The sequence below is a fragment of the Vogesella margarita genome, assembly GCF_028548475.1.
In the GTDB taxonomy this organism is placed as follows: Bacteria; Pseudomonadota; Gammaproteobacteria; order Burkholderiales; family Chromobacteriaceae; genus Vogesella; species Vogesella margarita.
This window is the reverse complement of record NZ_JAQQLE010000009.1, coordinates 29,055-43,120: the sequence shown is the minus strand read 5'-3', so window position 1 is coordinate 43,120 and position 14,066 is coordinate 29,055. Positions and strand designations below refer to the sequence as shown.

Below are 14,066 nucleotides of genomic sequence, written 5' to 3'. Positions count from 1 at the left end.
TCAAAAAGAAAGGGGAACCAAGGTTGGCCGCAATCAGGCGGCCAGACGGCGTGCGATGCCGGCGGCCAGCTTGTCGGCGGCTTCAGGGCAAAAGCGGAAGAACAGCTCCGGCTCGATCATTTCCAGTTCCATGATCGCCAGTGCGCCGTCGTTGTCGCGGATCAGGTCGACGCGGGCGTATAGCACGTCGAACGGCACGGCCGCCACGGCAGCTTCGGCGAACAGGATCTCGTCGGCGGACGGCTCGAAGCGGTGCACGGTGCCGCCGTGGTCGTCCTGCACGCGGAAGTCGCCGGCCTTGGCGGTCTTGCGGATGGCGTGGGTGTACTGGCCGTCGATGACCATCAGCGACAGCTCGCCCTGTTCCAGGATGCTGCGCTGGAACGGCTGCAGCATCATCGCCTCCTGTTCCACCAGCTCGCCGAAGGTGCACTCGTGCCGTTCGCTGTCGAGTGCGTGGAAGCGGTAGGTGTGACGGGCGGCGCCGGAAACGGTGGGCTTCAGGATCACGTCTTCCCAGCCGCTTTCGGCGACGATGTGCGCCAGCGAGCGCGGGTCGCCGCGCTCGATGAACAGGGTCGGCACGATGTTGATGTCGCCTTCGGCCAGTGCGCCGAGGTAGTGCTTGTCGATGTTCCAGTGGATCAGGCCGGCCTCGTTGAACAGGCGGGTGCTCTGGCTGACGCGGGCCAGCCACGGCGAAAACTCGGCAAAGCGGTGGAAGTAGTCCCAGGTGCTGCGGAACACGGCGGCGCGGCATTGCGTCCAGTCATAGGCCGGGTCGGCCCAGTCCTTGCGGCCAACCTTGAGGCCTTGTCGTTCCAGCGCGGCCAGTACCAGATTGTCCTCGGTGTGTACCTGCTGGCTGTACCAGTCTGCGGCATCCAGCGCCAGCAGCTTGTGATCGGTCAGCACGACAACGTCGTAATGCATAGCTCTATCCGTGTGCAAGATGAAAAACGGGGCGGCCGTCGCCGGCCGCCGTTGCCTTACATGCCAGGCATCATGCCTTTCATGCCCTTCATCAGTTTCATGATCCCGCCCTTGGACGAGAACTGCTTCATCATCTTCTGGGTCTGCTCGAACTGCTTCAGCAGACGGTTGACCTCCTGCACGCTGACACCGGAGCCGGCGGCGATACGGCGCTTGCGGCTGGCTTTCAGCAATTCCGGCTTGCGGCGCTCTTCCATGGTCATCGAGTTGATGATGCCCTCGATGCGGCGCATGGATTTCTCGGCCTCGGCGCCCTGTACGCCCTTGGCCAGCTGACCGATCTCGCCCGGCATTTTTTCCAGCAGGCTGGTCATGCCGCCCATCTTCTTCATTTGCTGCATCTGCGCCTTGAAGTCCTCAAGGTCGAAGCCCTTGCCGGACTTCAGCTTCTTGGCCATCGCCTGCGCTTCTTTTTCGTCGATGCCTTTCTGCACATCTTCGATCAGCGACAGCACGTCACCCATGCCCAGAATGCGGCTGGCGAGGCGGTCGGGGTGGAACGGCTCGAGGCCGGTCAGCTTTTCGCCGACACCGATGAACTTGATCGGTTTGCCGGTGATGTGGCGTACCGACAGCGCGGCACCGCCACGCGAGTCGCCGTCCATCTTGGTCAGGATCACACCGGTCAGCGGCAGGGTCTCGTTGAAGGCCTTGGCGGTGTTGACCGCATCCTGACCCTGCATCGCGTCGACCACGAACAGGGTTTCGATCGGTTTGAGGAAACCGTGCAGCGCCTTGATCTCGGCCATCATCGCCTCGTCGATGGCGAGGCGGCCGGCGGTATCGACCATCAGCACGTCAAACAGGTGGCGTTTGGCGTGATCCAGCGCCGCGGCGGCGATGTCCAGCGGCTTCTGGTCCGGCGACGACGGGAAGAATTCGACACCAACCTGTTCGGCCAGCGTCTTCAGCTGTTCGATTGCTGCCGGACGGTACACGTCGGCGGAGACCACCAGAATCTTCTTCTTCTGGGTCTCCTTCAGCAGCTTGGACAGCTTGCCGACGGTGGTGGTCTTGCCGGCGCCCTGCAGGCCGGCCATCAGCACGATCGCCGGCGGCACGGCGGCCAGGTTCAGCGCGTCGTTCTTGTCCCCCATCAGTCGCACCAGCTCGTCGTTGACGATGCCGATCAGCGCCTGGCCCGGGGTCAGGCTGCCCATCACTTCCTGGCCCAGCGCACGTTCCTTGACCTGGGCGATGAAAGTCTTGACGACCGGAAGCGCGACGTCGGCCTCCAGCAAGGCCAGCCGCACCTCGCGCAGGGCATCCTGGATGTTGGTTTCGCTGATGCGCGCCTGGCCACGAATGGTTTTCAGCGCACTGGTAAGTCTGGAAGTAAGGTTGTCGAGCATGCGGTGTCCTTCTGTCTGCCAAGCAAGGGCTGCTTTGGTGTAGACTCTTTAATCATTCATTTTACCACGAGCCGCCCCCGGTTCGCAGACCTGCCACACCTCCATGAGCGGATTACTTTTCATCTTGGTCACTTTATTGACTTTTGGTTACCTGGGCCTGGCGGTTCACTACCTGGGTCACTGGCGCGGACATGTGCTGTGGCCACGTCAGACCGGTATCGAGCACTCCTTGCTGGGGGGGCTGCTGCTGCTGCATGCGATCGTGCTGGCGTTGCCGGTTGCCCACAGCGGCATGGTGAGTCTGGGGTTGGGGACCGCGCTGTCGCTGCTGTCGTGGATGATGTTGCTGATCTTCTGGACCGGCAGCTATTTCTCGCGCATGGAAGGGCTGCAGACCTTTCTGGTGCCGGTCGCATTTGTCGCGGTGCTGCTGGCGGAAATCCTGCCGCTGCCGCGCAATACCTACGCCGTGAACGATGTCGCTTTTCTGCTGCATATGGTGGTGTCGCTGCTGGCCTACAGCCTGTTTGCCATCGGGGCGCTGATCGCGATGCTGATGCTGATGCAGGAGCGGGCGCTGCACGAGCGCAAGCCGGGGCGCCTGTCCGGCAAGCTGCCGCCGTTGATGGTGATGGAAAACCTGATGTTCCAGACGCTGGGAACCGGTTTCCTGCTATTGACCGCCAGCCTGGCCAGTGGCGTACTCTTTTCCGAGGAAGTGTTCGGCAAACCGGCGGTATTCAGCCACAAGACCGTGTTCGCGGTGACGTCCTGGCTGGTGTTCGGCGCCTTGCTGGTTGGCCGCAAGTATCGCGGCTGGCGCGGCCGGCTGGCGATACGCTGGACGCTGGGTGGTTTCGTGCTGTTGTTGCTGGCGTACATCGGAACCAAGGTCGTCATGCAATTTGTCTTGCGCTAATGTTTATTTATTTGGGATATTGATGGCGCGGTCATTAACAATCATGGGAGCAAAATGATGAAACTCTTCTTCGCTGCATTGCTGTCCCTGCTGTTCTCCGTGGCAGCGCTCGCGGCTGTCAACGCCAACACTGCCAGCCAGCAGGAGCTGGAATCGCTGAAAGGTATCGGCCCGGTCAAGGCCAAGGCCATCATCGACTATCGCACCAAGAATGGCCCATTCAAGAGCTATGCCGATCTGGAAAACGTACCGGGCATCGGTGCCAAGACCCTTGAAAAGCTGAAGGCGGATCTGCAGGTCGGGGCTGGTGCGGCCAAGGCCGCCACCAAGGCTCCGGCAGCCAAACCGGCGACTACCGCCAAACCGACTGTGGTGCCGGCACCGGCTCCGGCAAAAAAACCGTAAGCTGACCATTCGTCAGACCCAACAAAAACCCTGCACCGCTGTGCAGGGTTTTTTGCGTGCGGGCCGTCGGCTCAGGGCGCCGGCCGCAGCAGCTGCTCGAAGATGCCTTGCGTCAGCTGCTGTTGGGCTAGGCCCAGCTCCAGCAGCCGTGCCAGCGTCAGCGCGTAGTGGCTGTGCAGTAGCGGAGGCCGTGCGAATTCCTGTAGCAGCGCGCCCAGCTCCGGCTGGCTGTCATCGTGCTGCGCGCGGCGGTACTGCCGCGCCAGTGCCAGCAGCTGCTGTCCCAGCTGCAGCTGGCTGGCGAAGAATGCCGGCCAGTCCGGCTGGGTCTGACCGTGTCGCATCGTTTCGTGCAGCAGCGGGCCGTTGATGTAGAGGAAGGCGTCGAACACGCGCTGGCAGAAGCGGCCGGCACCGCGTGGGCCGCACCACAGCCAGGCGCCGGCGGCCGGGGCGAGTGCGTCCAGCAGCGGGCGCGCCTGCTCGCGCAAGGCCGGGGTGCAGCCGACGAAGAGCATGAAACCGTATTGCCGCGCCGACGGGTGCGGGGTGACTGCCAGCTCGACGTCGATGTCCGCGTCGCTGCCGCCGCCCAGGCGCAAGCCCTGCCAGCACAGCGCCGTGCCGTGGCGACTGGCCGCCGGCTGCAGGCCGCAGTCGGCCAGCCGCTGCTGCAACGCGTCGAGGGTGGTGGCGGGAGAGGCGGGCAGTTCCATCCGGTGTTTACAGTAGGTGCCAGTCAAAGTCGCGCAAACGCTGCAGGAACCAGGCCATCGCCTGCCCCGGTTCCTTGGTTTGCCATGCGTAATATAGTGGCACGGGATCGCGCGCATCTTCCACTGCCTTGAGCAGCAAACGACCGTCAGCCAGCGGTTTTTGCACATGCTGCAGTGGCAAAAAACCGATACCGAGGCCGGCGCACTGCATATTGATCTTGTCGTCCAGGCTGGATACGGTCAGTCGCGTCTGGCCTTCCTGGATCGAGGCGCTGCGCGGCGTCAGCGTACGCGAGCTGTCGGCCAGCACGATGATGCGGTGCTTGCGCAGCTCGTGCGCCGGGATCGGCTCTGCCGCCTGTGCCAGCGGGTGCGACGGCGCGACGCAAAAGCCGAAGGCGGCGTGACCCAGCTCGCGGCAGTACAGGTTGCCCTGCACCGGCATGTCCGGGGCGCCGATGGTCAGGTCGGCGCGGCCGTCGATCAGCGCATCCCACATGCCGCCGAAGTTCTCGCGCGTCAGGCGCAGCTCGGTCTGCGCGCCCAGTTCGTCGAATTCGCGCACCAGATCGATCACGCGCGCGAACGGCAGCAGTTCGGAGATGGCGATGCGCAATTCGCCTTCCCAGCCGGTGGCGTGGGTTTTCACCCGCTGTTCCAGCATCGCCGCCGAGTCCAGCAGCGTGCGCCCCTCCTGCAGCAGCAGTCGCCCGGCCGAGGTCAGCTTGGCCTTGTGGCCGCTGCGGTCGAACAGCATCACGCCCAGATCCTGCTCCAGCTTCTGCACGCTGTAGGTGATGGCGGACGGCACGCGGAACAGCGCCTCGGCGGCGGCGGCAAAACTGCCGCGACGGTCAATGGCGTCCAGTACCAGCAGGGCGTCGAGGGAGAGTCGGATCATGGAGGGCTGCCTGAAAACGGAATGAAAAAAGCCGGTGGCGTGTGCCACCGGCTGTGTCGGCCATCACGGGATCAACCCTGCTTGGCGCGCTCGATGCCTTCTTCCAGTTCGCGGGTGGCATCTTCCAGTGTACCCCAACCCTGGATTTTGACCCATTTGCCTTTTTCCAGATCCTTGTAGTGCTCGAAGAAGTGCACCATCTGGTCGCGCAGCAGCTGCGGCAGGTCTTCCAGCTTCTGGATGTCCTTGTACATCGGGCACAGTTTTTCGACCGGCACCGCGATCAGCTTGGCGTCGACACCGCCGTCGTCTTCCATCTTGATCAGGCCCAGCATGCGCACGCGGATCAGCACGCCCGGCGGCAGCGGGAACGGAGTCACCACCAGCACGTCGACCGGGTCGCCGTCACCGGCGATGGTCTGCGGCACGAAACCGTAGTTGGCCGGGTAGAACATCGAGGTGCCCATGAAACGGTCCACGCACAGCGCGCCGCTTTCCTTGTCGAATTCGTACTTGATTGGGGCGCTGTTGGCGGTGATCTCGATAACGACGTTAACGTCGTTCGGCATGTTCTTGCCCGGGCCGATGAGGTCGATATTCATGCGTGAAAGTCCTTTTCCGGTTGAGTCATCAGGAATAAACCCGGTGATTATACCAGCAGCCCAGCCGAGGTATAATCGCGTCTATTGATGAAGGCCATAACCGCACATGATGCTAGATAAGCTGATTTCCGAATTCGACCGCGGCCTGCGCACCCTGTTTGCGCCGGCCAGCAGTGCCCGCCCGCATCCCGACCACGATGTCGACGAGGCGGAGCTGTCCACCGAAGACAAACGCCACGCGCTGGGGCTGATGCGCGTCAACCACTGCGGCGAGGTGTGCGCGCAGGCGTTGTACCAGGGCCAGGCGCTGACCGCGCGCGATCCGGCAGCGCGCGAGGCGCTGCGCCACGCCGCGTTCGAGGAGGTGGAGCACCTGGCGTGGACCGAGCGCCGCATCCGCGAGCTGGGCGGCCGCCCGAGCCTGTTCAACCCGCTGTGGTACACCGGCTCGCTGGCGATCGGCGTCACCGCCGGCCTGCTCGGCGACAAGTGGAACCTCGGCTTCCTGCAGGAGACCGAACACCAGGTCGGCGCCCATCTCGACAGCCACCTCAGCGAACTGCCGGCGCAGGACGACAAGAGCCGCGCCATCGTCAGCCAGATGCGCGACGACGAGCTCAAGCACGCCGATATGGCGCAGCAGCTGGGCGCGGCCGAGCTGCCGCTGCCGGTGAAGGGCATGATGAAGCTGTCCGCCAAGCTGATGACGGTGAGCAGTTACCGCTTGTGAATGTCAGCGCATGAAAAAAGCCGCCTTCGGGCGGCTTTTTTGTTTGCGGCCAACCTTGGGCAAGGTTGGCCGCGAGTGCGGCATCGGCTTCAGAAGAACAGCACGGTGAGCAGCAGGAAGGTCGGGATCAGGAAGGCACAGGCCCAGCCGATGTAGCCGAAGAAGCTCGGCATCGCCACGCCGCGCTCTTCCGCGATCGCCTTCACCATGAAGTTGGGGGCGTTGCCGATATAGCTGTTGGCGCCCATGAACACCGCGCCCATCGAGATCGCCATCAGGGTATTGGCACCGGTCGCCATCAGGTGCTGCGCGTCGCCGCCGGCGAGGTTGAAGAACACCAGGTAGGTCGGTGCATTGTCGAGGAAGCTGGACAGCGCGCCGGTGAGCCAGAAGTAGGCGACGTTGACTGGCGTGCCGTCGGGTGCGGTCACCATGTGCACCAGGCCGGCAAAGGCGCCGCCGGTACCGGCTTTCAGCATTGCCAGCACCGGGATCATGCTGATGAAGATGCCGGCAAACAGCTTGGCCACCTCCAGCATCGGCCCCCAGTTGAAGGCGTTGGCCTCGCGGCAGCTGCGCGGCGTCAGCTTCAGCGACAGCCCGGTCATGACCAGCAACAGCACGTCGCGCACCACGTTCTGCAGCTCGATGTCGAGGCCGTACACCTGCCACACCACGCCCGGCTGCCACACGCCGGACAGCAGCACCGCCGCCACCACGCCGCCCAGCAGCAGGAAGTTCAGCTTGCCTTCGATGCGCAGCGGGCTGTCCGGGGTCGGGTCGCGCGCCAGCGTCTGCGCGCTTTCCTTGCTGTAGAAGTAGCTGTCCAGCACGAAGAACACCAGCAGCAGGATCAGGCTGGCACTGAACATCGGCACCAGCATGTGCTCCATGGTCCAGCCGAAGCCGACACCCTTGAGGAAGCCGAGGAACAGCGGCGGATCACCCAGCGGCGTCAGCGAGCCGCCGATATTGGCGACCAGGAAGATGAAGAACACGAACACGTGGGTCTTGTAGCGACGGTTGTCGTTGGCGCGCAACAGCGGGCGGATCAGCAGCATCGAGGCGCCGGTGGTGCCGGTGAAGCTGGCCAGCACGGTGCCGGTAGCCAGCACGCCGCTATTGAGCAGTGGCGAGCCGTGCAGGTTGCCGTTGATGAAAATGCCGCCGGCAACGGTGAACAGCGCCACCAGCAGGATGATGAACGGCACGTACTCCAGCAGCATGGTGTGCAGGATGTCGTGGCTGACGCTGGCCAGACCATGGTTGGCCGCAAACGGCAGCACGAAGGCCAGTGCCCAGCCGGCGGCGATCTTGCCGAAGTGGTGGTGCCAGATGGCCGGGGCCAGTAGCGGCATCAGGGCGATGCTTAACAGCAGGCCGGCAAAGGGCACGGCCCACAGCATGGAGAGTTCTGCGCCATTGACGCTGGCGTGGGCCAGTGACGGCAGCAGCGTCAGTGCCAGCGGCAGCACAGGACGTAGCAAGCGGAGTTGGGACATTTTCGACTCTGGGTTGAGCAGGGCGCGCTGCGCTTCCGGCGAGTGCGCGCACCCTTGATTGTTTTGGCTCGTGTGGAGACAACCGGAAGGCGGCAATTGTAACCGCCGCATCCGGCGCCGCGCCATCGGGAAGTTCCCCGCATCCGGCGTGCGCCCAAAACAAAACGACCAGCCGCAGGGCTGGTCGTGGTGTCAATGTCCCGGCTGTGTTCAGCCGAACAGCTTGCTGACGTCCTTCGCCTCCCAGTGCGGGAAGTGCTTGCGTACCAGCGCGTTGAACTCGATTTCGAACGCGCGCAGGCGGGCGAGGTCGCTCTGGTCCTGGCTGGCGCTGTCCACTGCCACCGCGGCGCGGATCATGCCGGCACCGGCGGTGCCGTTGGACAGGCGGTCGATGACGATGAAGCTGCCGGTGGCGCGGCAGGCTTTGTAGGCGTCGAACACCACCGGTGCGGTGAAGGCGATGCGCACCAGACCGATCTCGTTCAGCTGCAGTTTTTCCGCCTCGAACGCGTCCAGCGTGTTCACGTCCACGCGGTGCACGATGCGCTCGACGCGACCGGTGACGTTCTTGCCGGCCAGCTTGAAGCCGTAGTCCTTGCCCACCACCAGCGGGTTCTCGTCCATCCACACCAGGTGCGCCTCGATGGCCTGGCTGACCGTCGGTGCAGCTTCGTCGGCGCGCACGATCATGTCGCCGCGCGAGATGTCGATCTCGTCGGCCAGCGTCAGGGTGATGGCCTGGCCGCTGCGCGCCATGTCGAGATTGCCCTCGTGCACCACCACGTTTTCCACCGTGCTCTGTTTGCCGGACGGCAGCGCGACGATGCGGTCGCCGGGACGGATCTCGCCGCTGGCGACGGTGCCGCAGAAACCGCGGAAGTCCAGGTTCGGGCGGTTCACGTACTGCACCGGCAGACGGAAGGCGGTCTGCGCCACGTCGTGGTCGATCTCGACGCTGTCGAGAATGCCCATCAGCGTCTGGCCGTCGTACCACGGCGTGCGCTCGCTGGCGGTGACCACGTTGTCGCCGCGCAGCGCCGAGATCGGCACGAAGCGGATATCGGCGATGTCGAGGTTGGCCGCAAAGGCGAGGTACTCGTCGCGGATGCGGTTGAACACCGCTTCGTCGAAGTCCAGCAGATCCATCTTGTTGATGGCCACCACCACGTGCTTGATGCCCAGCAGGCTCACGATGTAGCTGTGGCGGCGGGTCTGGGTCTGCACGCCGTAGCGGGCATCGATCAGGATCACCGCCAGATTGCAGGTGGAGGCGCCGGTGGCCATGTTGCGGGTGTACTGCTCGTGGCCCGGGCAGTCGGCGATGATGAACTTGCGGCGGTCGGTGCTGAAGTAGCGGTAGGCAACATCGATGGTGATGCCCTGCTCACGCTCGGCCTGCAGGCCGTCCACCAGCAAGGCGAGGTCGATCTCCTCGTCGGTGGTGTTGTACTTTTTGGAGTCGCGCTGGATCGCCGCCAGCTGGTCTTCGAAGATCAGCTTGGAGTCGTGCAGCAGGCGGCCGATCAGCGTCGATTTGCCGTCGTCGACGTTGCCGCAGGTGATGAAGCGCAGCAGGTCCTTGTTTTCGTGTTGCTTCAGGTACGCCAGGATGTCGCTGGCGATCAGGTCGGATTGGTGTGCCATGAGCGTCGTGCCTTGCATCAGCAAGGTTGGCCGCATGCGGCCAACCTTTGAACATTCGGTAGGGGCGAAAAAGGGGCTTGGAGCTTGTTCAACGTCTCGCGAGCTAGAGCGAGACAAGGCGAAAACGGCTGAGAAAGCGGAGTTGACATGGGGTCAATGAGCATTCCGAAGTCGTTTTCAACGCGGTATCGCCGACGCGCAGCAGGCGTTGAATGGGCTCTTTAGAAGTAGCCTTCCATCTTCTTCTTCTCCATCGAGCCGGACGAATCGTGATCGATCACGCGGCCCTGGCGTTCGGAGGTCTTGGTCAGCAGCATTTCCTGGATCACTTCCGCCAGCGTGGTGGCTTCCGATTCCACCGCGCCGGTCAGCGGATAACAGCCGAGGGTGCGGAAGCGGACCTTCTTGGTCTCGATCTTCGCTTTTTCCTCGTCGCTGAGGTACTGCAGGATGCGGTCGTCGTCGATCATGATCAGCGTGCCGTCACGCTCGATCACCTTGCGCTCGGCGGCAAAGTACAGCGGCACGATCTCGATGTTTTCGAGGAAGATGTACTGCCAGATGTCCAGCTCGGTCCAGTTCGACAGCGGGAACACGCGGATCGACTCGCCCTTGTTGATCTTGGCGTTGTAGATGTTCCACAGTTCCGGACGCTGGCTTTTCGGGTCCCAGCGGTGGTTCTTGTCGCGGAAGGAGTACACGCGCTCCTTGGCGCGCGATTTTTCCTCGTCGCGGCGGGCACCACCGAAGGCAGCGTCGAACTTGTACTTGTTCAGCGCCTGCTTCAGGCCTTCGGTCTTCATCACGTCGGTGTGCTTGGCACTGCCGGCGGTGAACGGGTTGATGTTGGCGTCGACGCCTTCCTGGTTGACGTGGACGATCAGGTCCCAGCCGTATTCCTTCGCCTGCTTGTCGCGCAGCGCGATCATGTCCTGGAATTTCCAGGTGGTGTCCACGTGCATCAGCGGGAAGGGTGGGCGGCCGGGGGCAAAGGCCTTTTGTGCCAAATGCAGCATCACCGCCGAATCCTTGCCGATGGAGTACAGCATCACCGGGTTGTCAAACTCGGCGGCGACTTCACGGATGATGTGGATGGACTCGGCTTCAAGTTGCTTGAGGTGAGTCAGCCTCTCCTGACTGATATTCATCTTTGCGCTCAATTCTCTGGCTGTTGGCATCGTCGGCAGCGTCTCTGCCGTGCCGGGGATTCCGACAGTTGCACTGTACCGGAGCGCGGACGCGGCAAGAAAGACTGATTTTATATATCAATATGCGATATCGAGAGCAAAAAGAATGGCAAGGCGGGAATATCGAGGCAGAAACAAAAACACCACCCGAAGGTGGTGTTTTGCTTGATGCTGGCGTCCCCACGGGGAATCGAACCCCGGCCGCCGCCGTGAAAGGGCAGTGTTCTAACCGCTAAACTATAGGGACTGAATTGTGTGGTGCACCCGGAGCGATTCGAACGCCCGACCCTTTGGTTCGTAGCCAAATACTCTATCCAACTGAGCTACGGGTGCAACTTGGCGTCCCCACGGGGAATCGAACCCCGGCCGCCGCCGTGAAAGGGCAGTGTTCTAACCGCTAAACTATAGGGACGCTGTGGTGGTGCACCCGGAGCGATTCGAACGCCCGACCCTTTGGTTCGTAGCCAAATACTCTATCCAACTGAGCTACGGGTGCACTGTTCTCGTTTGCTGTTGCTTGCGAGAGACGCGAACTATACGGATGCCGCCGCCGCCTGTCAAGCCTGTGGCGGCAATTTCTTTTGCCGGCCGTGCCTTGCGCGGCGGCAATGTGTCATTGCCGTGCGGTGCGGGTGTTGTCCGGCGCCACGGCGGCCGGGTTGTTGCTGCGCCACGGGTTGATGTCCAGCCCGCCGCGGCGGGTGTAGCGCGCGTACACCGTCAGCTTGCTCGGTGCGCAGGCGCGCAACACGTCGACGAAGATGCGTTCCACGCACTGCTCGTGGAATTCGTTGTGCTGGCGGAAGCCGATCAGGTAGCGCAGCAGCGTCTCGCGGTCGATCTGTGGGCCGGTGTAACTGATGGCGACGCTGCCCCAGTCCGGCTGGCCGGTGACCAGACAGTTGGATTTCAGCAGCTGCGAGGTCAATGTTTCGCTGACGATGTTGGCCGCATCGGCGCGCAGCGCATCCGGGCATGGCGCGTAGCTGCTGACTTCGATGTCCAGCTCGTCGATGCACTCGCCGGCCAGCTCCGCGATCCGTTCGCGGCCGAACTCGGCGGGCGGGAGCAGGCTGACCGTCACCTTGCCGCCGGCGGCGTTGGACAGGTCCAGCTCCAGCTGTGCCGCCACCTGCTGCCAGCTGGCGATGCGGGTCTGGTTGTAGCTGTTCAGGTACAGCTTGAACGACTTGGATTCGATCAGCCGCGGGCTGTCGGCCGGGATGCGGAAGGTGGCGATGGCCACCTGCGGCTTGCCCTTGCCGTTGAGCCACGAGACTTCGTAGCCGGTCCACAGGTCGACGCCGGCAAACGGCAGAGCGCCTTCGTTGACGCCGATTTCGTCGCGCTTTTGCTGGCGCGCGATCGGGAACAGCAGGCTGGCGTCGTACTGGTCCTGGTAGTCCACCTTCTTGCCCAGCGGCGAGAATTCCGGAGTGTAGGTCGGGTTCATGGTCATTCCTCATGCTGCGGCCGGACCAAAATCTTATGGTCAGCCGCAAGACTGGTTGCCGCCCCGTGTATCGACAGGGCGGCGTTATCGTTATAGTGCGCGGCGCATGAACTGGCGCGGACGCATGCCCATGGTGAACAGGCTGCCGAAGTAGGCAACGGCGCCCAGCAGCACCAGCAGCGTCAGCCACAGTGCTCGCTGCCAGCTGTGGCCGTGCCAGTCGATGGTGAAACCGTGCTGGATGGCCAGCAGCGCACCGGCCATCACCGCGCAGGCCAGCAGCAACTTGGCGATGAAGCCGCCCCAGCCGGCGTCCGGGCGATAGATGCCGTGCTTCTTCAACTGATAATAGAGCAGGCCCGCGTTCAGGCACGAGGCGAGGCCGATGGACAGCGCCAAGCCGGCGTGCGCCAGTGGGCCGATGAACACCATGTTCATCAACTGGGTGGCGATCAGCGTGGCGATGCCGATCTTCACCGGGGTCTTGATGTTCTGGCGCGCGTAGAAGCCGGGCGCCAGCACCTTCACCACGATCAGGCCTGTGAGGCCGACCGCGTAGGCGATCAGCGCCTGCTGCGTCATCAGCGCGTCGTGGGCGCTGAACTTGCCGTACATGAACAGCGTGGCGATCAAGGGCTTGGACAGCACCGCCAGCCCGACGGCGGATGGTACCGCCAGCAGCAGCGACAGGCGGATGCCCCAGTCCAGCAGGTGGCTGAACTCCTCGCGCGCCTCGTCACCGCGCGCGGCGTACTTGGACAGCGAGGGCAGCAGGATGGTGCCCAGCGCCACGCCCAGCACGCCGGTCGGGAATTCCATCAGCCGGTCGGCGTAGTACATCCACGACACGCTGCCGGAGGCGAGGAAGGACGCGAAGATGGTGTTGATCACCAGCGACACCTGGGCGATGGACACCCCCAGGATGGCCGGACCCATCTGCCGCACCACGCGCCACACCGCCGCATCGCGCAGCGCCAGCCGCGGCAGCGGCAGCATGTCCAGTTTCTTCAGGTGCGGCAGCTGGTAGACCAGTTGCGCGATGCCACCGATGAACACCGCCCAGCCCAGCACCAGCACCGGCGGGTCGAAGTACTTGGTCAGCAACAGCGCGCACAGGATGAAGGACACGTTCAGCAGCGTCGGCGTGAACGCCGGCACCGAGAAGCGGTTCCAGGTATTGAGCACGCTGCTGGCCAGCGAGGACAGCGAAATGAACAGGATATAAGGAAAGGTGATGCGCAGCAGGTCGCTGGTCAGCGCCATCTTGCCGGCATCGTCGGCAAAGCCGGGGGCGGACACCCAGATGATCCACGGTGCGGCCAACATGCCCAGCGCGGTCACTGCCGTCAGCACGATGGTGAGCGTGCCGGTGACGTGCGACAGGAACAGCCGGGTGGCGGCTTCGCCACGCTGCTCCTTGTATTCCGCCAGCACCGGCACGAAGGCCTGCGAGAACGCGCCTTCGGCAAAAATGCGACGCAGCAGGTTGGGCAGTTTGAAGGCGACAAAGAAGGCGTCGGTGGCCATGCCGGCGCCGAAAACACGCGCGATGATGGCATCGCGCACGAAGCCGAGCACGCGCGAAACCAGGGTCATGCTGCTGACTTTTGCCAGTGCTTTGAGTAAATTCATGCTTTACCGAACGGGTTGATGACGCTT

Annotated in this window: 13 protein-coding genes and 4 tRNA genes; 3 read left to right on the top strand and 14 right to left on the bottom strand. The window is 63.4% G+C overall.

Annotated features, from left to right (window positions below):
* Nucleotides 1–33 precede the first annotated feature (33 nt).
* Entirely contained in the window at nucleotides 34–933 is a 900-nt protein-coding gene (locus PQU96_RS10700; protein WP_272772314.1) for an ATP-grasp domain-containing protein, read from the bottom strand.
* Nucleotides 934–989: 56 nt separating this feature from the next.
* Nucleotides 990–2,345: a signal recognition particle protein gene (gene ffh, locus PQU96_RS10695; RefSeq protein WP_272772313.1), complete on the bottom strand. Its 1,356-nt coding sequence runs from the start codon at nucleotides 2,343–2,345 to the stop codon at nucleotides 990–992.
* 136 nt (nucleotides 2,346–2,481) lie between these two features.
* Here ffh and PQU96_RS10690 point away from each other — a divergent pair, with 136 nt between their 5' ends.
* Both PQU96_RS10690 and PQU96_RS10685 read left to right on the top strand, forming a co-directional pair.
* Nucleotides 2,482–3,264, top strand: a complete 783-nt coding sequence (locus PQU96_RS10690; protein ID WP_272772312.1) for a cytochrome C assembly family protein — start codon at nucleotides 2,482–2,484, stop codon at nucleotides 3,262–3,264.
* Between the two features lie 54 nt (nucleotides 3,265–3,318).
* A complete protein-coding gene (locus PQU96_RS10685; protein WP_272772311.1) occupies nucleotides 3,319–3,669 on the top strand; it encodes a ComEA family DNA-binding protein in 351 nt (116 codons plus the stop codon).
* A 71-nt stretch (nucleotides 3,670–3,740) separates the two neighbouring features.
* Here the strand turns inward: PQU96_RS10685 and PQU96_RS10680 are convergent, their stop codons facing one another.
* The 3 genes from PQU96_RS10680 to ppa form a co-directional block, all read right to left on the bottom strand.
* Entirely contained in the window at nucleotides 3,741–4,385 is a 645-nt protein-coding gene (locus tag PQU96_RS10680; protein ID WP_272772310.1) for a hypothetical protein, read from the bottom strand.
* 7 nt (nucleotides 4,386–4,392) lie between these two features.
* The gene (locus PQU96_RS10675) at nucleotides 4,393–5,286 is read right to left on the bottom strand and encodes a LysR family transcriptional regulator (RefSeq protein ID WP_272772309.1); all 894 of its coding nucleotides are present in this window, start codon (nucleotides 5,284–5,286) and stop codon (nucleotides 4,393–4,395) included.
* Nucleotides 5,287–5,357: 71 nt separating this feature from the next.
* Nucleotides 5,358–5,888 carry an inorganic diphosphatase gene (ppa, locus tag PQU96_RS10670; protein WP_189353431.1) on the bottom strand — a complete coding sequence of 177 codons (531 nt, stop codon included), beginning with the start codon at nucleotides 5,886–5,888 and terminating at the stop codon, nucleotides 5,358–5,360.
* 109 nt (nucleotides 5,889–5,997) lie between these two features.
* Between ppa and coq7 the strand changes: the two genes are divergently transcribed.
* Nucleotides 5,998–6,618, top strand: coding sequence for a 2-polyprenyl-3-methyl-6-methoxy-1,4-benzoquinone monooxygenase (gene coq7, locus PQU96_RS10665; RefSeq protein ID WP_272772426.1), 621 nt, complete (start codon nucleotides 5,998–6,000; stop codon nucleotides 6,616–6,618).
* An 89-nt stretch (nucleotides 6,619–6,707) separates the two neighbouring features.
* Here coq7 and PQU96_RS10660 read toward each other — a convergent pair whose 3' ends face one another.
* From PQU96_RS10660 to murJ, 9 genes are all read right to left on the bottom strand, one after another.
* Nucleotides 6,708–8,120, bottom strand: a complete 1,413-nt coding sequence (locus PQU96_RS10660) for a sodium:proton antiporter (RefSeq protein ID WP_272772308.1) — start codon at nucleotides 8,118–8,120, stop codon at nucleotides 6,708–6,710.
* Nucleotides 8,121–8,330: 210 nt separating this feature from the next.
* The gene (gene cysN / locus PQU96_RS10655) at nucleotides 8,331–9,767 is read right to left on the bottom strand and encodes a sulfate adenylyltransferase subunit CysN (protein WP_272772307.1); all 1,437 of its coding nucleotides are present in this window, start codon (nucleotides 9,765–9,767) and stop codon (nucleotides 8,331–8,333) included.
* Nucleotides 9,768–9,988: 221 nt separating this feature from the next.
* Nucleotides 9,989–10,915, bottom strand: a complete 927-nt coding sequence (gene cysD / locus PQU96_RS10650; RefSeq protein ID WP_255909204.1) for a sulfate adenylyltransferase subunit CysD — start codon at nucleotides 10,913–10,915, stop codon at nucleotides 9,989–9,991.
* A gap of 211 nt (nucleotides 10,916–11,126) precedes the next feature.
* Nucleotides 11,127–11,201: transfer RNA gene (locus PQU96_RS10645), tRNA-Glu, on the bottom strand.
* A gap of 9 nt (nucleotides 11,202–11,210) precedes the next feature.
* Nucleotides 11,211–11,287 (bottom strand) — tRNA-Arg (locus tag PQU96_RS10640).
* A 4-nt stretch (nucleotides 11,288–11,291) separates the two neighbouring features.
* Nucleotides 11,292–11,366 (bottom strand) — tRNA-Glu (locus PQU96_RS10635).
* Nucleotides 11,367–11,373: 7 nt separating this feature from the next.
* Nucleotides 11,374–11,450: transfer RNA gene (locus tag PQU96_RS10630), tRNA-Arg, on the bottom strand.
* A gap of 117 nt (nucleotides 11,451–11,567) precedes the next feature.
* Nucleotides 11,568–12,407, bottom strand: coding sequence for an NADPH-dependent 7-cyano-7-deazaguanine reductase QueF (queF, locus tag PQU96_RS10625; protein WP_272772306.1), 840 nt, complete (start codon nucleotides 12,405–12,407; stop codon nucleotides 11,568–11,570).
* 90 nt (nucleotides 12,408–12,497) lie between these two features.
* Nucleotides 12,498–14,039 carry a murein biosynthesis integral membrane protein MurJ gene (murJ, locus tag PQU96_RS10620; RefSeq protein WP_272772305.1) on the bottom strand — a complete coding sequence of 514 codons (1,542 nt, stop codon included), beginning with the start codon at nucleotides 14,037–14,039 and terminating at the stop codon, nucleotides 12,498–12,500.
* Between the last annotated feature and the right edge of the window lie 27 nt (nucleotides 14,040–14,066).

What these genes read in the sequence shown, in the direction of transcription:
- ffh (WP_272772313.1), bottom strand. Translation starts at nt 2,345, where the DNA reads ATGCTCGACAACCTTACTTCCAGACTTACCAGTGCGCTGAAAACCATT.
- coq7 (WP_272772426.1), top strand. Translation starts at nt 5,998, where the DNA reads ATGCTAGATAAGCTGATTTCCGAATTCGACCGCGGCCTGCGCACCCTG.
- ppa (WP_189353431.1), bottom strand. Translation starts at nt 5,888, where the DNA reads ATGAATATCGACCTCATCGGCCCGGGCAAGAACATGCCGAACGACGTT.
- PQU96_RS10700 (WP_272772314.1), bottom strand. Translation starts at nt 933, where the DNA reads ATGCATTACGACGTTGTCGTGCTGACCGATCACAAGCTGCTGGCGCTG.
- PQU96_RS10680 (WP_272772310.1), bottom strand. Translation starts at nt 4,385, where the DNA reads ATGGAACTGCCCGCCTCTCCCGCCACCACCCTCGACGCGTTGCAGCAG.
- PQU96_RS10675 (WP_272772309.1), bottom strand. Translation starts at nt 5,286, where the DNA reads ATGATCCGACTCTCCCTCGACGCCCTGCTGGTACTGGACGCCATTGAC.
- cysD (WP_255909204.1), bottom strand. Translation starts at nt 10,915, where the DNA reads ATGAATATCAGTCAGGAGAGGCTGACTCACCTCAAGCAACTTGAAGCC.
- murJ (WP_272772305.1), bottom strand. Translation starts at nt 14,039, where the DNA reads ATGAATTTACTCAAAGCACTGGCAAAAGTCAGCAGCATGACCCTGGTT.
- PQU96_RS10685 (WP_272772311.1), top strand. Translation starts at nt 3,319, where the DNA reads ATGATGAAACTCTTCTTCGCTGCATTGCTGTCCCTGCTGTTCTCCGTG.
- cysN (WP_272772307.1), bottom strand. Translation starts at nt 9,767, where the DNA reads ATGGCACACCAATCCGACCTGATCGCCAGCGACATCCTGGCGTACCTG.
- PQU96_RS10660 (WP_272772308.1), bottom strand. Translation starts at nt 8,120, where the DNA reads ATGTCCCAACTCCGCTTGCTACGTCCTGTGCTGCCGCTGGCACTGACG.
- queF (WP_272772306.1), bottom strand. Translation starts at nt 12,407, where the DNA reads ATGAACCCGACCTACACTCCGGAATTCTCGCCGCTGGGCAAGAAGGTG.